This window comes from Bartonella sp. AA126HLJHH (genome assembly GCF_042197425.1).
Classification (GTDB): domain Bacteria; phylum Pseudomonadota; class Alphaproteobacteria; order Rhizobiales; family Rhizobiaceae; genus Bartonella.
Map to the genome: position 1 here is coordinate 167,520 of NZ_JBHIRU010000003.1, position 16,107 is coordinate 183,626.

Genomic DNA, 16,107 nt, shown 5'->3' on the forward strand with positions numbered 1-16,107 from the left:
ACCTCAACGAATAAATTGGCGAATATACATACCATCACGTTCATATTCCAATTGCCACATATTTGAGCGACCTTGCATAAGAACCTTTTTCAACTGATGAACTGTTTGAATTTTATGGCCATTTACAACACGTAGAATATCTCCTGACTGAAAAATTCCAGCTGCATTGCTCATTTTATCAAGATTGGTAATCACAACCCCTTTTGCAGATATAGGAAGATGAAAACGTCGACTATTTTGCGGTGTCAAATCTAACACTTCAGCACCAGCAAGAGGACTGTCACCCGTAATTTTTTCAGATTTTAAAAATGCAGTTTCTGATATCGATGAAACTGTTATTTGTGTTTTTAAAGTTTTTCCACTTCGTAAATATTCCAAAGCAAGACTATGCTCAACGTCAGCTGTCATCAAACGATAACCAAGACTATCTGGACTGTCAACGCGTACCCCCTGCACACTCAAAATAACATCACCTACTTTCAATCCAGCTTTTTCAGCAGGACTATCTTTGATAACTTCAATAATCAGAGCACCATAGGGACGTTCTAAACCTAAACCACCAGCAATATCAGCTGTAACATTTTGAAAAGAAGCCCCAATATAAGGCGGCACAAAATATTTTCCACCGCGTTTAACAGTATCAAGCATCACTTTTACAAGATTAACTGGAATAGCAAAACCAATCCCTACAGAACCACCGGAACGCGAATAAATAGCCGTATTAATTCCGATTAACTGACCTTTCATATCAATTAAAGCGCCACCAGAATTCCCTGGATTAATGGCTGCGTCTGTTTGAATAAAAAAGTCAAAATCAGAAACCCCAACACGTGTACGCGCTTGCGCTGAAACAATACCACTTGTAACTGTTTGACCAACACCAAAAGGATTACCAATAGCAAGAACAAGATCACCAACTTCAACAGCATCAGAATTTCCCAAAGAAAGAACCGGAAATTGAGCATCTTTTTCCTTAACTTCAAGAATGGCAATATCAGTTGCTTCATCTTTGAGCACGACCTTACTCTCAAACTCCCGTCCATCAGAAAAAGCCACTTTAATTTCGCTTGCATCTTTAATGACGTGGTAATTTGTAACGATCAAACCACGTGCATCAACAATCACCCCTGATCCTAATGACGATTGCTTACGAACAGGAAATTTATTTTGAAAACGACCAAAAAATTGCTCAAAAAATGGATCGCCTTCAAAAGGTGATCGAGCTCTAATTTGTCGAGCTGCATAAATATTTACAACAGATGGAACTGTCTTTTTAACTAAAGGAGCAAATGAAAGAGTGATTTCTGTTTGTGTTTGAGGAACATGAGCATATACATGATCAAATGATATCTGCATCATAATTGCAAAAAAAATCCGCACCCAAAAAGAATACCTCATAATCCACTCCTTATAAAATCAGCACATTCTGTTGAAGATTAATAGAATAAAAAAACGTATCCCCGCAAATTAAGGACCTCTATTAATATTTCATAATAGAGAATAAAAACAACCTATTTGAACAATAAATATTATAAAAATAAGATAATTCAATATTCTATAATTTTCTCTCTGCACCTATTTCTCAACTAAAACAAACTTAAAAATGCTCACAAAAAAACCGCCCAAGACAAGGCGGCCTTTAAAAATCCAACAGAATAAAAAACTCTACGAAGATGTTCCCTTTTCATTCTCAGAAGCTTCCATGTGAGCACGATCCCCAGCACCCTTCGCTTCAACATCACGATCAACAAATTCTATAACAGCCATGGGCGCATTATCACCGGTACGAAACCCCGCTTTCATAATACGCAAATACCCACCGTTGCGTGATGCATAACGTGGCGCAAGCGTATCAAATAATTTTGCAACCTTTCCTGCATCACGAAGTGCTGCAATAGCTTGCCGACGCGCATGCAAACCACCACGCTTACCAAGAGTAACGAGTTTTTCAACAATAGGACGAATTTCTTTAGCCTTTGGAAGCGTTGTCACAATCTGCTCATGCTCGATCAACGAAGTTGCCATATTTGCAAACATCGCTTTACGGTGACTGGCAGTACGGTTCAACTTGCGTCCTGACTTACTATGGCGCATAAGCCCTCTCCTTAAATTCTAATTTTAATATTGATCTTCATAACGTTTTGCAAGATCATCAATGTTTTCAGGCGGCCACGCAGGAATCTCCATCCCAAGATGTAAACCCATACACGCCAAAACTTCTTTAATCTCATTCAACGATTTGCGACCAAAATTCGGTGTCCGAAGCATTTCAGATTCTGTTTTTTGAATCAGATCACCAATATAAACAATATTATCATTCTTAAGACAGTTTGCCGAACGAACTGAAAGTTCTAATTCATCCACTTTTTTGAGAAGTGCAGGATTAAAAGAAAGCTCAGAATCAGCCTCTTCAACAGGCTCCTTCTGTGGCTCTTCAAAGTTAATAAATAACGATAATTGATCCTGAAGAATGCGTGCTGCAAAAGCAACAGCATCCTCACCATTAACAGCACCGTTTGTTTCAATCGTGAGCGTTAATTTATCATAATCGAGAACTTGACCTTCGCGTGTATTTTCTACTTTATAAGATACCTTACGGATCGGTGAATAAAGACTATCAATTGGAATAAGCCCTATACGTGCATCATCAACACAATTACGATCAGATGGAACATACCCCTTTCCTGTGTTGACAATAAATTCCATACGAATTTCAGCTTCTTCATCAAGAGTACAAATAACATGATCTGGATTTAGAATTTCCATATCTCCAACTGTACTGATATCTCCCGCTTTCACGACACCAGGCCCCTCTTTATAAACGACGACACGTTTAGGCCCTTCTTCTTCCATACGAAGCGCAATTTCTTTTATATTCAGAATAATATCCGTAACATCCTCACGCACACCTGGAATCGATGAAAATTCATGCAAGACACCGTCAATCTGCACAGCAGTAATAGCAGCACCACGAAGCGAAGATAACAAAACGCGACGAAGCGCATTTCCTAACGTTAAACCAAAACCACGCTCAAGAGGTTCAGCAATCACACTTATAATATTTGGATTATCATGTGCACATGATTCAACCTTATTGGGTTTAATAAGTTCCTGCCAGTTTTTCTGGATCATATTTTTATTCCCGTTCTTTAGTTCCGTTACCATTCAATCGTAACGACCAATGTGAACATCAGAGAAATCTCCGACAACAAAAAACAACACCCAATTAAACACGCCGCCTTTTCCGCGGACGACATCCATTATGAGGAATTGGTGTTACATCGCGAATAGAAGTAATGACAAAACCAACAGATTGCAATGCACGTAAAGCAGATTCACGCCCTGATCCAGGTCCACAAACTTCAACTTCCAAAGAACGCATACCATGCTCTTGCGCTTTTCTTGCACAATCCTCCGCAGCAACTTGAGCAGCAAAAGGTGTCGATTTACGCGCACCTTTAAACCCCTGAGCTCCCGCAGATGACCAAGCAATTGCATTACCCTGAGCATCAGTAATAGTAATCATTGTGTTATTAAATGTTGAATTAATATGCACAACACCCGATGAAATATTTTTACGTTCGCGACGACGAACACGTGTGGCTTCCTTGGCCATAATTTCCCTTTCAACGATCTCATCACTGCCGTAACATCAGCAGCTCCACCTTTTTTCCTTGTCAAAAAAATCAAACAAGAAAAAGAATATATAAAAAACCTTCCACAAAGGCCCTTATTTCTTCTTACCGGCGATTGCCTTAGCCGGACCTTTACGTGTACGGGCATTCGTATGTGTACGCTGTCCTCGGACAGGCAAAGACCGGCGATGACGCAATCCTCGATAACAACCAAGATCCATCAAACGCTTAACATTCATAGCAACCTCACGACGAAGATCACCTTCAACTTGATACCCCTGATCTATTGCCTCACGAATCTGCAGCACCTCAGCATCTGAAAGCTCATGCACACGACGCCCCAAAGGAATGCCAACTCTTTCAATAATTTCTTGAGCAAATTTTGGTCCAATCCCGTGGATATATTGAAGCGCAATAATTACACGCTTATTTGTCGGGATATTGACGCCAGCAATACGAGCCACGCCTACTCTCCTTAGTTATTTTGACAAATTGTTATAAAATACCTGATATACCTTACAGAAAAAAATAGACTCAGAAAAAAATTCTTCCGAATCCTATTATTTCACTAAAATAAATTAAATTCACTTTTGATAGATTTTATCTCAAAAGTCAACTCTTTTCATTTATTTCTAAAAAAAAATCTCATGAAAGAAACCCTCTAATCATACGTGTCACTTCAGCAACACCAATCATTCCATCAATAACCTTCAACATTCCCCTCTCTGAATAAAATTTTGATAAGGGAGCTGTTTTTTCACGATATTCTACTAATCTTTTTGCAAAAGCAACAGGATTGTCATCTAAACGAACCTGTCCACCAGTCGCTATTGTTTCCTCAACGCGCTTCTTCATACGTTCAATCAACACGTCTTCATCAACACACAATTCAATAACAGCATTAAGCCGCATATTTTTTGAATCCAGTATCTGTTGCAACGCTTCTGCTTGCCCCACAGTTCGCGGATATCCATCCAAAACAAAACCGTTTACACAATCAGCTTCATCAATCCGATCTGATACGATTTGATTAACAATACTATCAGGTACCAAAGTACCAGAACTTATAATAGCTTTAGCTTTTTTACCAATCTCCGTTTCTTTGGCAATCACCTCACGCAACATATCCCCTGTTGATAAATGAGGAATGTTATATTCCTCAGTCAACATTTTTGCTTGCGTACCTTTTCCCGCTCCAGGAGGACCTAAAAGAATAACTCTCATCGATTCCTTTTACCTCCACGAAGTTTTGATTTTTTTATCAACCCTTCATATTGGTGGGCAACAAGATGCCCCTGAATTTGAGCAACCGTATCAAGTGTAACAGTAACAACAATCAACAAGGATGTTCCCCCAAGATAAAAAGGAACCTGTAATGCAGATATCATAAATTCAGGTAACAAACAAACCAAGATAATATAAATAGCGCCCACAACAGTAATACGCGTCAAAACGTAATCAATATATTCGGCAGTACGCTCACCTGGACGAATCCCTGGAATAAAACCAGAATGTTTTTTCAACTGATCTGCAGTATCACTTGGATTAAACACAATAGCTGTATAAAAAAAGCAAAAAAACGCCATTAAAAATGCATAAACAATCATATAAAGTGGCTGTCCATGACCAAGAGCATAAGAAATCTCCTGAACCCATTGTGGCATTTTATCAGAAAAATTATTAATAGTGGCAGGTAATAATAATAAAGATGAAGCAAAAATAGGTGGAATAACACCAGCAGTATTCAACTTTAAAGGAAGATGCGACATATCTCCTTGAAACATTTGATTACCGACCTGACGTTTCGGGTATTGGATAAGAATTCGCCGTTGCGCACGCTCTATAAAAACAATAAGCCCAATAACCAAAACAGCAATAAGAACGATTCCTATTAAAAGAAAAGTTGATAAATCAGCCTGACTATGAGCTGTCAAAAGCTGAGCAAAAGTAGAAGGAAAGTTGGCTACAATCCCTGTAAAAATGATAAGAGAAACCCCATTACCAATACCACGTGACGTAATTTGCTCGCCAAGCCACATAAGAAACATCGTTCCGCCAACAAGCGTAATAACAGAAGAAATACGAAACATAAGACCTGGTTCTAAAACAATTTGAAGCCCCGACCCTATACCGCTTTCAAGCGCAACCGCAATACCAAAAGCTTGTAGAATTGCCAATACGACTGTTACATAACGCGTATATTGATTGATAATCTTACGACCTAAATCCCCTTCTTTTTTAAGAGTTTCCAAAGAAGGAATAATAGATGTTAACAATTGCACAATAATAGATGCCGATATATAAGGCATGATACCCAGCGCAAAAATAGCCATACGCCCAACGGCACCTCCAGCAAACATATTAAAGAGTCCTAATACACCCGACGCGTGATGTTCAAATGTTTGCCGCAAAGCATCGATATTGATACCTGGAAGAGAGATGTAAGTGCCAAAACGATATACAAGAAGCGCCAACAGAGTAAACCAGATGCGTTTCTTTAATTCAGTTGCACGCGAAAAGGTGCCGAAATTTATATTGGAAGCAAATTGCTCTGCTGCTGATGCCATAAAACGTCTCCACTTTACACTTCAGTTCTTCAAATCACAGAAGTATAATCCTAAAATTCATATATGCATACACAAACAAATGCAGAACTTAAACAATTCTCCACAAAAGATCCCACAAAACAGATATTATTCTTCTTTAGGTCTCTATTCATATTAAAAAATTATCGAGCAATATCAGGAAGAATAACCTGACCACCCACTTTTTCAATCTTAACACAAGCAGCTTGTGAAGCACCAGAAACATGAAAGGTAATCTTAGCCTTCAAATCACCATCAGAAAGAAGACGAACCCCATCTTTTTCACGACGAATAATACCAGCCTCTTTCAAAGAAACCATATCAACAGGCTTTTCAATATTCAACTTACCTACATCAACTGCCAACTGAATACGTCCTAGTGAAACTTCATTGTAGGTTTTAGCAAAGAAATTCCTAAATCCACGTTTTGGCAAACGACGATAGATGGGCATTTGCCCACCTTCAAAACCATTAAGGGAAACACCAGAACGTGACTTTTGCCCTTTTACACCACGACCACCAGTCTTACCCGTACCGGAACCAATACCACGCCCAACACGCTTACGATTTTTTGTTGCGCCTTCGCAATCACGTAGTTCATTGAGTTTCATATCTAATACTCCCGCAACCCTTAACCTTCATCTATAACGCGAACAAGATGCCGAACCCGAGCAATCATACCCCGCACACAAAGTGTATCATCTAAAACGCGCCGACGACGCATTTTATTTAGTCCAAGCCCCTTTAAGGTTGCACGCTGAATCTGTGAGTTTCGAATAGGGCTTCCAATTTGTTCCACCGTCACAGTTTTACCACTCTGAGATTTTTTCTGAACCATTTCCTAATTCCTTTTCTGATAATCTCAGAAACTACCCTTCTAGGTCGACTAAATGGCGACGACGCGCCTGCAAAGTCGAATACTTTATACCACGTTGAGCAGCAATATCTCTAGGATGCATTTGATGTTTCAATGCATCAAATGTTGCACGAACCATGTTATAAGGATTCGACGATCCTAGTGATTTTGCAACGACATCCTGCATACCAAGAGCTTCAAAAATAGCACGCATCGGCCCCCCAGCAATAATACCAGTACCAGCAGAAGCCGAGCGTAGCAAAACACGCCCAGCTCCGTGACGACCTTCAAGATCATGATGCAATGTACGCCCAGACCGAAGTGGAACATAAATCATCCCACGCTTTGCAGATTCCGTTGCTTTACGAACGGCTTCTGGAACTTCACGGGCTTTACCATGTCCAAAACCCACACGCCCTTTTTGATCTCCAACGACAACAAGAGCAGCAAAACCAAAACGCCGACCACCCTTTACAACTTTAGCAACACGATTGATATGAACGAGCCTATCGACAAATTCATTATCGCGTTCTTCTCTCTCACCACGTTCTTTTTGTGCCATTCCTCATTCCTTTTTCTTTTCCGGAAGCACGATAACAAAGTCCCTCATCAAACCGGAAGAACTTAAACGAAATACTCTAAACTCTCCTTACTCATTCATAAATAAGAAATTTTAGAAATTCAAACCACCTTCACGAGCAGCTTCAGCTAAAGCCTTGACGCGACCATGGTACACATACGCTCCACGATCAAAAACCACCTCATTAACACCCGCTTTCTTCGCACGCTCAGCAATTAACTTACCAACAGCAAAGGCCGCCTTTTTATCAGCACCACTCTTTAACGATTTTTTCAAATCACTTTCAAGAGTAGAGGCTGAAACAAGTGTACATCCCCGCAAATCATCGATAACTTGAGCATAAATGTTCTGATTTGAACGATAAACACTAAGGCGAGGACGATCATGAGAAACCATTTTAATTCTACGACGAACGCGCCTTGCACGACGTTGGATAATGTCCTTAGATGAAACCATAATACAAAATCCTTATTTCTTTTTACCTTCTTTACGGAAGATACGTTCATCTGCATGCTTAACACCTTTACCTTTATAAGGCTCAGGCTTACGATACTCACGAATCTCCGCTGCAACTTGTCCAACTTGCTGTTTATCAATTCCAGAAACAACAATTTCCGTTGGCTTAGGAACAGTCACAGTAACACCCGACGGAACTTTATAAACCACATCATGCGAAAAGCCCAGAGATAGTTGAACATCCTTACCCTGCAAAGCAGCACGATAACCAACCCCATTAATCTCCAACCTCTTTTCAAAACCATCTTTCACACCACAAAAAATGTTCTCAATCATTGAGCGCGACATACCCCATTTAGAACGCGCATCTTTTGACTGATCCCGCGGCATAACTGATATGATATTCTCCTCAAGTTTGACTAAGACTTCATCATTGACGACGTAACTCAGCTCACCTTTTGGACCTTTTGCCTTAACCAGCTGTCCTTCAACAGTAGCAGTAACTCCAGAAGGAATTGAAATGGGTTTCTTTCCAATACGAGACATTGTTCTAACCTACTTTTTCTTCCGTTTTCTTGACATAACTTAGAAAACACGACAAAGGAGTTCTCCACCAACATTCTGTTCACGCGCCTCATGATCTGCCATGACGCCTTTAGGAGTCGATAAAATCGAAATACCAAGGCCATTTGCCACCTGAGGAAGTGACTTAGCAGAAACATACACACGACGCCCTGGCTTTGATACACGTGAAATCTCACGAATAGCAGCCAGCCCTTCAAAATACTTCAATTCGATTTCAATCTCCGCTTTCCCATCACCTAAATCAATTCGATTATATCCGCGAATATAACCCTCCGACTGAAGAACATCAAGAACGTGCGCACGAAGCTTCGAATCTGGAGTAACTACTTTACCTTTTTTACGACCAAGTGCATTACGAATACGTGTTAACATATCACCAAGAGGATCTGACATAGACATTAAATAATCTCCTCTTACCAACTAGACTTTACAATACCAGGAATATAGCCAATAGAGCCAAGCTCACGCAACGCAATTCGCGACATTTTTAATTTACGATAATAAGCCCGCGGACGACCTGAAACCTCACAGCGATTACGAATACGAACTTTCGAAGAATTACGCGGCAACTCTGCCAACTGAACAGAAGCTTTAAAACGTTCCTCAAGAGAAACCTTCTGATCCATAACTATTGCTTTCAAACGTGCACGACGGGCAGCATAGCGCTTTACCATCACCTCACGACGCTTATTTTTTTCAACGGCGCTTACTTTGGCCATAATTTCACCTCACTACGTTTGCCGTTACGAACGAAAAGGAAAATTAAAAGCACGCAATAACTCACGAGCTTCATCATCCGTTTTTGCTGTCGTACAAACGATAATATCCATGCCCCAAATTTGATCAACTTTATCATAGTTGATTTCTGGAAACACAATGTGTTCTTTAATACCCATAGCAAAATTGCCACGACCATCAAAACTCTTTGGATTTAAACCACGAAAGTCACGAACCCGCGGAAGAGCAATCGTCACAAGACGATCTAAAAACTCAAACATACGATCTTTACGTAATGTAACTTTAGCCCCAAGAGGCATTCCTTCACGAACCTTAAAGGTCGCAATAGAATTACGCGCACGCGTAACAACAGCCTTCTGACCCGTTATTAGCCCTAAATCCTCAGCGGCAAGGGAAGGCTTCTTCGAATCAGCAGTTGCTTCACCTATCCCCATATTTATTACAACTTTATCAATCCGCGGAATTTGCATCGCATTTCTGTAATTAAACTTCTCTTGAAGCACTTTACGAATCACTTCAAAATAATGCGCTTTCATACGCGGTATTTGTCTTTCCTCAGCCATTAATCAACTCTCCCGAACGCTTGGCAAAACGAACTTTATTACCATCTGCATTCATACGAAAGCCTACACGTGTAGGCTTACCATCTTTAGGATCAGCAATCGCCAAATTAGACAGATGAATCGGAGCTTCTTTAGAAATAATTCCAGCTTCTTGCTTCTGCGTTTGACGTTGATGACGTTTAATCATATTAATCCCACGAACAAAAGCCTTATTCTCTTTTGGATTAACCTTAATTACTTCACCACTACATCCTTTATCCTTACCGGACAAAACAACAACTTTATCACCTTTTCGAATCTTTTGCATAACATTTACTCCTTACAGAACTTCAGGAGCAAGCGAGATGATCTTCATATGATTCCTACCACGCAATTCACGGGGAACAGGTCCAAAGATACGAGTACCGATCGGCTCTTTTTTGTTATCCACTAAAACCGCAGCATTACTATCAAAACGAATGACACTACCATCTGCGCGACGAATATCCTTAGCAGTACGAACCACAACAGCTTTCATAACATCACCTTTTTTAACACGGCCACGAGGAATTGCATCCTTAACCGAAACAACAATAATGTCACCGACCGAAGCATATTTCCGCTTTGAACCGCCTAACACTTTGATGCACATGACACGACGCGCTCCAGAATTATCAGCAACGTCGAGGTTTGTTTGCATCTGAATCATGACTGGCCACCTTCTCTTAATACATATATCCGATTGTATCTTTTACACACTCGGATTTGCCTGCCAAATAACGATAAAGTTATCGTCTTCAAATTTATCAATGATAACCACACTGTTAAATTCTAAAACAATAAGCTTAACTCTTTACGCTACATTGTCTTTTACAACAATCCAACATTTATCTTTCGAAATTGGTCTAGATTCTTGAATAGAAACTTGATCCCCAATCTTGAATTGGTTGTTTTCGTCATGCGCTTTATAATTTTTAGACTGCCGAACAGTCTTCTTAAGAAGCGGATGAGAATAACGGCGTTCAACTTTGACAACAACAGTCTTATCACTTTTGTCGCTAATAACAACACCCTGCAAAACGCGTTTAGGCATCTCTTATTTCCTTAAACCTTACTTTCACTTATCTTTTGACGAAGAAAAGTTTTAATACGCGCAATATCACGACGAACTTGTCTAACGCGCGCTGTCTTTTCTAATTGACCTGTTGCTTTTTGAAAACGCAAATTAAATTGCTCTTTCTTTAACTTAGCCAATTCATCTTTCATTTGGTCGAGCGTTTGCGCCCGTAATTCTGTGGCTCTCATCGCTTAACCTCATTATTCAGCAATACGCTGGATGAAACGCGTTTTTATAGGCAACTTTGCAGCACCCAATCTTAGTGCTTCACGTGCAACATCCTCCGGAACTCCATCAAGCTCAAACATGACGCGACCAGGAGCAACACGTGCAGCCCAATAATCAACACTTCCCTTACCTTTACCCATACGAACTTCAGTCGGTTTAGATGTAACCGGAAGATCTGGAAAAATGCGAATCCACACACGACCAGAACGCTTCATATAACGTGTAATCGCACGACGCGCCGCTTCAATTTGACGAGCAGTAACCCGCTCCGGCTCAACAGCCTTCAAACCGTAGGCACCGAAATTCAAATCCGTACCACCCTTCGCAAAACCGTGAATACGGCCTTTGAACTGTTTACGGAACTTTGTGCGCTTTGGCTGCAACATTGTTCTCTACTCCAAATTTTAGTTCAATCTCAAAAACTAAGCATTTTCGCGGCGACGATTCGATGAAGAACCAGATTGATCAGCTTCCGTAGCACGACGTTCTGAAGCCATCGGATCATGCTCAAGAATCTCACCCTTAAAGACCCAAACTTTAATACCACAAATACCATAAGCGGTCTTAGCTTCTGCTGTACCGTAATCAACATCAGAACGCAAGGTATGAAGTGGAACACGACCTTCACGATACCATTCCATACGAGCAATTTCAGCACCACCAAGACGGCCAGAACAATTGATACGAATACCTTCCGCACCAAGACGCATAGCAGACTGAACAGCACGCTTCATTGCACGACGAAAAGCAACACGACGCTCTAACTGTTGAGCAATTGATTGCGCAATAATTGTCGCATCAATCTCCGGTTTACGAATCTCCACAATATTCAATGAAGTTTCAGCATCCGTCATTTCTGAGAGCTTACGACGAAGCTTTTCGATATCAGCACCCTTTTTACCAATAATCAAACCAGGACGTGCAGAATGAATTGTAATACGACACTTTTTATGAGGACGCTCAATAACAACCTTAGAAATAGCCGCCTGTTTAAGCTCCTCAAGCACATATGAACGAATTTTCAAATCTTCATGAAGAAGGCGCCCATATTCACCACTATCAGCATACCAACGAGAGTCCCAAGTCCGATTAACACCAAGACGAAGCCCTATTGGATTGATCTTCTGCCCCATTACGCGGCCTCCACTTTTTCGGTAATTTCACGAACAATAACAGTAAGATGCGAAAATGGACGTTCAATTCTACTAGCACGCCCTCGACCACGAACATGAAAGCGCTTCATCACTATCGACTTACCAACATAAGCTTCCGCCACAACAAGCGAATCAATATCAAGATCGTGGTTATTTTCTGCATTTGCAATTGCTGATTCAAGCGTTTTTTTCACAGTAGCAGCAATACGCTTGCGTGAAAACATCAAATCAGCGAGCGCTACATTAACTCTTTTACCACGAATCATTGCAGCAACTAAATTAAGCTTCTGCGGACTAACACGAATTGTCCGCGTGACAGCTCTTGCTTCATTATCTTTAAGCTGGCGCGAAACTTTAGCTTTTCCCATTCCTACTTCCTCTTCGCTTTCTTATCGGCACCATGACCATAATAAGTCCGGGTAGGAGCGAACTCACCAAACTTATGCCCAACCATCTCTTCAGAAACAGAAACAGGAATATGCTTATTACCGTTGTAAACACCAAAAGTTAAACCAACAAATTGCGGTAAAATAGTAGAGCGACGACTCCATATTTTTATAACTTCATTGCGCCCACTTGCACGTACCTTCTCTGCTTTACCAAGAAGATAGCCGTCAACAAACGGACCTTTCCACACTGAACGAACCACCTCAGACTACCTTTCTCATTTCTTGCGTTGATGACGCGTACGCATAATAAATTTATCAGTGGCTTTATTGGAGCGCGTACGCTTACCTTTCGTAGGTTTACCCCAGGGAGAAACTGGATGGCGTCCCCCCGATGTACGACCTTCACCACCACCGTGTGGATGATCAACGGGGTTCATAGCAACACCACGAACATGTGGACGTTTACCACGCCAACGTGACCGACCCGCCTTACCATCATTAATATTCCCATGATCAGGATTTGAAACAGCGCCAACAGTTGCAAAACAGCTACTCGGAACCAAACGCTGTTCACCAGAATTTAAACGAAGAATAGCCATACCATGATCTCGTCCAACCAACTGCGCATAAGCACCTGCTGAACGTGCAATCTGCCCCCCTTTTCCTGGCTTCATCTCAACATTATGAATAATTGTGCCTACAGGCATATTACCAAGAGGCATAGCATTACCTGGTTTAACATCCACATTTAAACCAGCCATAACAGAATCACCAACACCAAGACGCTGTGGCGCAAGAATATAACTCAATTGCCCATCCTCATAGCGGATTAAAGCAATAAAAGCGGTACGATTAGGATCGTATTCTAAACGCTCAACCTTTGCTGAAACATCATGTTTAAGACGCTTAAAGTCGACAAACCGATAACTACGTTTATGTCCACCACCCTGAAAACGAGCAGTAACACGACCGCGATTATTACGCCCACCCTTTGAAGACAAACCTTCAGTTAACATCTTTATAGGTTTTCCCTTATAAAGACAAGAACGTTCCACAATAACAAGCTGACGCTGCCCAGGTGTAGTTGGATTAAATTGCTTAAGTGCCATTATTCCTATCTCCGAGCCTCTTAAAGACCTGTCGAAACGTCGATAGTCTGACCACTGGCCAGAGTTACGATCGCTTTTTTGACATCACTCTGCCGACCAACTATACCTTTGAAACGCTTCACTTTACCCTTACGGACTATCGTGTTAACTGCTTTAACTTTTACGCTAAAAAGCGCTTCAACAGCAGCCTTAATCTCAGGCTTCGTCGCTTTCGGCGCGACATTAAAAGCAACTTGATTATATTCAGAAATCATAGTCACCTTTTCAGTAATAACTGGACTAATAATTATATCATAATGGCGAATATCTGTCATTTAAAACGCTCCTCAAGAGCCTCAACAGCTGCTTTTGATAAAACAAGTTTGCTGCGACGCAAAATATCATAAACATTAATTCCCTGAATAGGCAAAATGTCAATATTAGGGATATTAGAGGCTGCACGAAAAAAGTTAATATCAATCTCTTTACCACCAATCAAGAGAGCGTTATTAAATCCAAGCTTAGAAAAATGAGAAACAAGCATCCTCGTTTTAGCATTCTTAACAGCCAACTCATCCACAATAATCAAATCTTTTGCTTTTAATTTTGCAGATAAAGCAAGACGCAACCCAAGAGCACGAATTTTTTTAGGAAGATCATGCGCATGGCTACGAACCACCGGTCCATGTGCCTTACCCCCACCCCTAAACTGCGGTGCACGTGCAGATGAATGTCGAGCACGCCCAGTTCCTTTCTGTTTAAACATTTTTGCCCCTGTTCGCGACACATCAGAACGACCTTGGGATTGATGACTTCCCTGCTGACGACGTGCAAGCTGCCAACGAACAACACGTTGCAAAATATCCTCACGCGGAACAAGATCAAAAATAGCTTCAGAAACCTTTAATTTGCCAGCTTCATTACCATCAAGAGTTTTAATTACAAGATCCATTATTAGGCTCCCTCAACCTCAGAGGTTTCCATCACCGGAGTAACCATTTCCGCTTTCTCCTTCACAAGACGGCGAATACCAGCAGGCTTTGGAGCATTATCAGGAAGACGCTTCTTCACAGCATCCCGTATCAAAATCCAAGAACCTTTAGAACCAGAAACAGCACCACGCACTAAAATTAAACCACGCTCACTATCAGTGGAAATAACTTCAATATTCTGTGTTGTTACACGCACTTGCCCCATATGGCCAGCCATTTTTTTACCTTTAAAAACTTTACCAGGATCTTGGCACTGCCCTGTAGAACCATGAGCACGATGTGTAATCGAATTACCATGAGAAGCACGATGTCCACCAAAGTTATGTCGTTTCATAACACCAGCAAACCCCTTACCAATACTGGTACCAGTCACATCAACTCTTTGTCCTGGAACAAAATGTTCCACTGTAATCTCAGTACCAACATCAAGAAGATTGTCGGGACTCACACGAAACTCTGCTATTTTGGCTTTAGGCTCAACAGAAGCCTTAGCAAAATGTCCACGAAGAGCTTGTGAAGTATTCTTAACCTTAGCAAAGCCTACACCTAATTGAACAGCAGTATAACCATTCTTTTCAACTGTACGCTGAGCAATGACTTGACAATTCTCCAAACGAAGTACCGTCACCGGCACATGCTCACCAGCATCATTATAAATACGGGTCATGCCCAGCTTCTGTGCTATTACACCTGAACGCATCGGGTCTGTTCCTTCTGTCCTCAAACCTCAGAGCTTAATTTCTACATCCACACCAGCAGAAAGATCGAGCTTCATAAGCGCATCCACTGTTTGCGGCGTTGGATCAACAATGTCAAGAAGACGCTTATGTGTTCGCATCTCAAACTGCTCACGACTTTTCTTATCGATATGCGGTCCACGATTGACCGTAAACTTCTCAATCCGCGTCGGAAGCGGAATGGGACCACGGACATTTGCACCGGTACGTTTAGCAGTCGATACGATCTCACGCGTCGACGTATCAAGAATTCTATGATCAAACGCTTTCAAGCGAATGCGAATATTCTGACTGTTCATGCTCTTTATTTCCCTGTTATACAAAGTGCCTTCAATAATCAAAGCACTCAACAAGCATTATTTATTCAATGATCTTAGAGACGATACCGGCACCAACAGTACGACCACCTTCACGAATAGCAAAAC

The 16,107-nt window shown here is 41.1% G+C and carries 28 protein-coding genes and 1 pseudogene; all 29 read right to left on the bottom strand.

The window, feature by feature from the left end:
- Positions 1 to 3 precede the first annotated feature (3 nt).
- Positions 4 to 1,398 carry a DegQ family serine endoprotease gene (locus ACFIQC_RS03065; RefSeq protein ID WP_375621432.1) on the bottom strand — a complete coding sequence of 465 codons (1,395 nt, stop codon included), beginning with the start codon at positions 1,396 to 1,398 and terminating at the stop codon, positions 4 to 6.
- Positions 1,399 to 1,665: 267 nt separating this feature from the next.
- On the bottom strand, positions 1,666 to 2,094 hold the full coding sequence (rplQ, locus tag ACFIQC_RS03070; RefSeq protein WP_375706724.1) for a 50S ribosomal protein L17: 429 nt from the start codon (positions 2,092 to 2,094) through the stop codon (positions 1,666 to 1,668).
- 24 nt (positions 2,095 to 2,118) lie between these two features.
- Positions 2,119 to 3,132, bottom strand: a complete 1,014-nt coding sequence (locus ACFIQC_RS03075) for a DNA-directed RNA polymerase subunit alpha (protein WP_375611485.1) — start codon at positions 3,130 to 3,132, stop codon at positions 2,119 to 2,121.
- Between the two features lie 94 nt (positions 3,133 to 3,226).
- Positions 3,227 to 3,616, bottom strand: a complete 390-nt coding sequence (gene rpsK / locus ACFIQC_RS03080) for a 30S ribosomal protein S11 (RefSeq protein WP_007347762.1) — start codon at positions 3,614 to 3,616, stop codon at positions 3,227 to 3,229.
- Positions 3,617 to 3,730: 114 nt separating this feature from the next.
- A complete protein-coding gene (rpsM, locus tag ACFIQC_RS03085) occupies positions 3,731 to 4,099 on the bottom strand; it encodes a 30S ribosomal protein S13 (RefSeq protein WP_026500557.1) in 369 nt (122 codons plus the stop codon).
- Between the two features lie 181 nt (positions 4,100 to 4,280).
- Positions 4,281 to 4,859, bottom strand: a complete 579-nt coding sequence (locus ACFIQC_RS03090; RefSeq protein ID WP_375640515.1) for an adenylate kinase — start codon at positions 4,857 to 4,859, stop codon at positions 4,281 to 4,283.
- Entirely contained in the window at positions 4,856 to 6,202 is a 1,347-nt protein-coding gene (gene secY, locus ACFIQC_RS03095) for a preprotein translocase subunit SecY (protein WP_375621434.1), read from the bottom strand. The genes ACFIQC_RS03090 and secY overlap by 4 nt, the downstream gene beginning before the upstream one ends.
- A 161-nt stretch (positions 6,203 to 6,363) precedes the next feature.
- Positions 6,364 to 6,831 carry a 50S ribosomal protein L15 gene (gene rplO / locus ACFIQC_RS03100; protein WP_375706725.1) on the bottom strand — a complete coding sequence of 156 codons (468 nt, stop codon included), beginning with the start codon at positions 6,829 to 6,831 and terminating at the stop codon, positions 6,364 to 6,366.
- A gap of 20 nt (positions 6,832 to 6,851) precedes the next feature.
- Complete coding sequence (rpmD, locus tag ACFIQC_RS03105) at positions 6,852 to 7,058, bottom strand: 50S ribosomal protein L30 (RefSeq protein WP_375611481.1); 207 nt, start codon at positions 7,056 to 7,058, stop codon at positions 6,852 to 6,854.
- Between the two features lie 31 nt (positions 7,059 to 7,089).
- Complete coding sequence (gene rpsE / locus ACFIQC_RS03110) at positions 7,090 to 7,638, bottom strand: 30S ribosomal protein S5 (RefSeq protein ID WP_015856574.1); 549 nt, start codon at positions 7,636 to 7,638, stop codon at positions 7,090 to 7,092.
- 111 nt (positions 7,639 to 7,749) lie between these two features.
- Entirely contained in the window at positions 7,750 to 8,112 is a 363-nt protein-coding gene (gene rplR, locus ACFIQC_RS03115; RefSeq protein ID WP_273791414.1) for a 50S ribosomal protein L18, read from the bottom strand.
- Positions 8,113 to 8,124: 12 nt separating this feature from the next.
- Positions 8,125 to 8,658 carry a 50S ribosomal protein L6 gene (gene rplF, locus ACFIQC_RS03120; RefSeq protein WP_375621436.1) on the bottom strand — a complete coding sequence of 178 codons (534 nt, stop codon included), beginning with the start codon at positions 8,656 to 8,658 and terminating at the stop codon, positions 8,125 to 8,127.
- A gap of 39 nt (positions 8,659 to 8,697) precedes the next feature.
- Positions 8,698 to 9,096 carry a 30S ribosomal protein S8 gene (rpsH, locus tag ACFIQC_RS03125; RefSeq protein WP_375611478.1) on the bottom strand — a complete coding sequence of 133 codons (399 nt, stop codon included), beginning with the start codon at positions 9,094 to 9,096 and terminating at the stop codon, positions 8,698 to 8,700.
- A 14-nt stretch (positions 9,097 to 9,110) separates the two neighbouring features.
- Entirely contained in the window at positions 9,111 to 9,416 is a 306-nt protein-coding gene (gene rpsN, locus ACFIQC_RS03130; protein WP_273791412.1) for a 30S ribosomal protein S14, read from the bottom strand.
- A 24-nt stretch (positions 9,417 to 9,440) separates the two neighbouring features.
- A complete protein-coding gene (rplE, locus tag ACFIQC_RS03135) occupies positions 9,441 to 9,998 on the bottom strand; it encodes a 50S ribosomal protein L5 (protein WP_375611477.1) in 558 nt (185 codons plus the stop codon).
- Complete coding sequence (gene rplX / locus ACFIQC_RS03140; protein ID WP_375611476.1) at positions 9,991 to 10,305, bottom strand: 50S ribosomal protein L24; 315 nt, start codon at positions 10,303 to 10,305, stop codon at positions 9,991 to 9,993. The genes rplE and rplX overlap by 8 nt, the downstream gene beginning before the upstream one ends.
- A gap of 12 nt (positions 10,306 to 10,317) precedes the next feature.
- Positions 10,318 to 10,686 (bottom strand): 50S ribosomal protein L14, encoded by a 369-nt coding sequence (rplN, locus tag ACFIQC_RS03145; protein ID WP_004855715.1) that lies wholly within the window; start codon positions 10,684 to 10,686, stop codon positions 10,318 to 10,320.
- Positions 10,687 to 10,830: 144 nt separating this feature from the next.
- The gene (rpsQ, locus tag ACFIQC_RS03150) at positions 10,831 to 11,070 is read right to left on the bottom strand and encodes a 30S ribosomal protein S17 (RefSeq protein ID WP_012231991.1); all 240 of its coding nucleotides are present in this window, start codon (positions 11,068 to 11,070) and stop codon (positions 10,831 to 10,833) included.
- An 11-nt stretch (positions 11,071 to 11,081) separates the two neighbouring features.
- Positions 11,082 to 11,282: a 50S ribosomal protein L29 gene (rpmC, locus tag ACFIQC_RS03155; RefSeq protein ID WP_375606714.1), complete on the bottom strand. Its 201-nt coding sequence runs from the start codon at positions 11,280 to 11,282 to the stop codon at positions 11,082 to 11,084.
- A 12-nt stretch (positions 11,283 to 11,294) separates the two neighbouring features.
- Positions 11,295 to 11,708, bottom strand: a complete 414-nt coding sequence (rplP, locus tag ACFIQC_RS03160; RefSeq protein WP_375611475.1) for a 50S ribosomal protein L16 — start codon at positions 11,706 to 11,708, stop codon at positions 11,295 to 11,297.
- A gap of 36 nt (positions 11,709 to 11,744) precedes the next feature.
- On the bottom strand, positions 11,745 to 12,455 hold the full coding sequence (rpsC, locus tag ACFIQC_RS03165) for a 30S ribosomal protein S3 (protein WP_273791408.1): 711 nt from the start codon (positions 12,453 to 12,455) through the stop codon (positions 11,745 to 11,747).
- Positions 12,455 to 12,844, bottom strand: a complete 390-nt coding sequence (rplV, locus tag ACFIQC_RS03170) for a 50S ribosomal protein L22 (RefSeq protein ID WP_375621437.1) — start codon at positions 12,842 to 12,844, stop codon at positions 12,455 to 12,457. The genes rpsC and rplV overlap by 1 nt, the downstream gene beginning before the upstream one ends.
- A gap of 2 nt (positions 12,845 to 12,846) precedes the next feature.
- Positions 12,847 to 13,125 (bottom strand): 30S ribosomal protein S19, encoded by a 279-nt coding sequence (gene rpsS / locus ACFIQC_RS03175; RefSeq protein WP_004855734.1) that lies wholly within the window; start codon positions 13,123 to 13,125, stop codon positions 12,847 to 12,849.
- Between the two features lie 15 nt (positions 13,126 to 13,140).
- On the bottom strand, positions 13,141 to 13,974 hold the full coding sequence (gene rplB / locus ACFIQC_RS03180; RefSeq protein ID WP_375706726.1) for a 50S ribosomal protein L2: 834 nt from the start codon (positions 13,972 to 13,974) through the stop codon (positions 13,141 to 13,143).
- A 20-nt stretch (positions 13,975 to 13,994) separates the two neighbouring features.
- A complete protein-coding gene (locus tag ACFIQC_RS03185) occupies positions 13,995 to 14,288 on the bottom strand; it encodes a 50S ribosomal protein L23 (protein WP_375640528.1) in 294 nt (97 codons plus the stop codon).
- On the bottom strand, positions 14,285 to 14,905 hold the full coding sequence (gene rplD / locus ACFIQC_RS03190) for a 50S ribosomal protein L4 (protein ID WP_375706727.1): 621 nt from the start codon (positions 14,903 to 14,905) through the stop codon (positions 14,285 to 14,287). Before rplD ends, ACFIQC_RS03185 begins: the two co-directional genes overlap by 4 nt.
- Before the next feature lie 2 nt (positions 14,906 to 14,907).
- Positions 14,908 to 15,645 carry a 50S ribosomal protein L3 gene (gene rplC, locus ACFIQC_RS03195; RefSeq protein WP_375706728.1) on the bottom strand — a complete coding sequence of 246 codons (738 nt, stop codon included), beginning with the start codon at positions 15,643 to 15,645 and terminating at the stop codon, positions 14,908 to 14,910.
- A gap of 27 nt (positions 15,646 to 15,672) precedes the next feature.
- Positions 15,673 to 15,981 (bottom strand): 30S ribosomal protein S10, encoded by a 309-nt coding sequence (rpsJ, locus tag ACFIQC_RS03200; protein WP_005773267.1) that lies wholly within the window; start codon positions 15,979 to 15,981, stop codon positions 15,673 to 15,675.
- A 61-nt stretch (positions 15,982 to 16,042) separates the two neighbouring features.
- A pseudogene (locus ACFIQC_RS03205) lies at positions 16,043 to 16,107 on the bottom strand (elongation factor Tu); the annotation flags it as partial.

What these genes read in the sequence shown, in the direction of transcription:
- ACFIQC_RS03065 (WP_375621432.1), bottom strand. Translation starts at nt 1,398, where the DNA reads ATGAGGTATTCTTTTTGGGTGCGGATTTTTTTTGCAATTATGATGCAG.
- rplQ (WP_375706724.1), bottom strand. Translation starts at nt 2,094, where the DNA reads ATGCGCCATAGTAAGTCAGGACGCAAGTTGAACCGTACTGCCAGTCAC.
- ACFIQC_RS03075 (WP_375611485.1), bottom strand. Translation starts at nt 3,132, where the DNA reads ATGATCCAGAAAAACTGGCAGGAACTTATTAAACCCAATAAGGTTGAA.
- rpsK (WP_007347762.1), bottom strand. Translation starts at nt 3,616, where the DNA reads ATGGCCAAGGAAGCCACACGTGTTCGTCGTCGCGAACGTAAAAATATT.
- ACFIQC_RS03090 (WP_375640515.1), bottom strand. Translation starts at nt 4,859, where the DNA reads ATGAGAGTTATTCTTTTAGGTCCTCCTGGAGCGGGAAAAGGTACGCAA.
- secY (WP_375621434.1), bottom strand. Translation starts at nt 6,202, where the DNA reads ATGGCATCAGCAGCAGAGCAATTTGCTTCCAATATAAATTTCGGCACC.
- rplO (WP_375706725.1), bottom strand. Translation starts at nt 6,831, where the DNA reads ATGAAACTCAATGAACTACGTGATTGCGAAGGCGCAACAAAAAATCGT.
- rpmD (WP_375611481.1), bottom strand. Translation starts at nt 7,058, where the DNA reads ATGGTTCAGAAAAAATCTCAGAGTGGTAAAACTGTGACGGTGGAACAA.
- rpsE (WP_015856574.1), bottom strand. Translation starts at nt 7,638, where the DNA reads ATGGCACAAAAAGAACGTGGTGAGAGAGAAGAACGCGATAATGAATTT.
- rplR (WP_273791414.1), bottom strand. Translation starts at nt 8,112, where the DNA reads ATGGTTTCATCTAAGGACATTATCCAACGTCGTGCAAGGCGCGTTCGT.
- rplF (WP_375621436.1), bottom strand. Translation starts at nt 8,658, where the DNA reads ATGTCTCGTATTGGAAAGAAACCCATTTCAATTCCTTCTGGAGTTACT.
- rpsH (WP_375611478.1), bottom strand. Translation starts at nt 9,096, where the DNA reads ATGTCTATGTCAGATCCTCTTGGTGATATGTTAACACGTATTCGTAAT.
- rpsN (WP_273791412.1), bottom strand. Translation starts at nt 9,416, where the DNA reads ATGGCCAAAGTAAGCGCCGTTGAAAAAAATAAGCGTCGTGAGGTGATG.
- rplE (WP_375611477.1), bottom strand. Translation starts at nt 9,998, where the DNA reads ATGGCTGAGGAAAGACAAATACCGCGTATGAAAGCGCATTATTTTGAA.
- rplX (WP_375611476.1), bottom strand. Translation starts at nt 10,305, where the DNA reads ATGCAAAAGATTCGAAAAGGTGATAAAGTTGTTGTTTTGTCCGGTAAG.
- rplN (WP_004855715.1), bottom strand. Translation starts at nt 10,686, where the DNA reads ATGATTCAGATGCAAACAAACCTCGACGTTGCTGATAATTCTGGAGCG.
- rpsQ (WP_012231991.1), bottom strand. Translation starts at nt 11,070, where the DNA reads ATGCCTAAACGCGTTTTGCAGGGTGTTGTTATTAGCGACAAAAGTGAT.
- rpmC (WP_375606714.1), bottom strand. Translation starts at nt 11,282, where the DNA reads ATGAGAGCCACAGAATTACGGGCGCAAACGCTCGACCAAATGAAAGAT.
- rplP (WP_375611475.1), bottom strand. Translation starts at nt 11,708, where the DNA reads ATGTTGCAGCCAAAGCGCACAAAGTTCCGTAAACAGTTCAAAGGCCGT.
- rpsC (WP_273791408.1), bottom strand. Translation starts at nt 12,455, where the DNA reads ATGGGGCAGAAGATCAATCCAATAGGGCTTCGTCTTGGTGTTAATCGG.
- rplV (WP_375621437.1), bottom strand. Translation starts at nt 12,844, where the DNA reads ATGGGAAAAGCTAAAGTTTCGCGCCAGCTTAAAGATAATGAAGCAAGA.
- rplB (WP_375706726.1), bottom strand. Translation starts at nt 13,974, where the DNA reads ATGGCACTTAAGCAATTTAATCCAACTACACCTGGGCAGCGTCAGCTT.
- ACFIQC_RS03185 (WP_375640528.1), bottom strand. Translation starts at nt 14,288, where the DNA reads ATGACAGATATTCGCCATTATGATATAATTATTAGTCCAGTTATTACT.
- rplD (WP_375706727.1), bottom strand. Translation starts at nt 14,905, where the DNA reads ATGGATCTTGTAATTAAAACTCTTGATGGTAATGAAGCTGGCAAATTA.
- rplC (WP_375706728.1), bottom strand. Translation starts at nt 15,645, where the DNA reads ATGCGTTCAGGTGTAATAGCACAGAAGCTGGGCATGACCCGTATTTAT.
- rpsJ (WP_005773267.1), bottom strand. Translation starts at nt 15,981, where the DNA reads ATGAACAGTCAGAATATTCGCATTCGCTTGAAAGCGTTTGATCATAGA.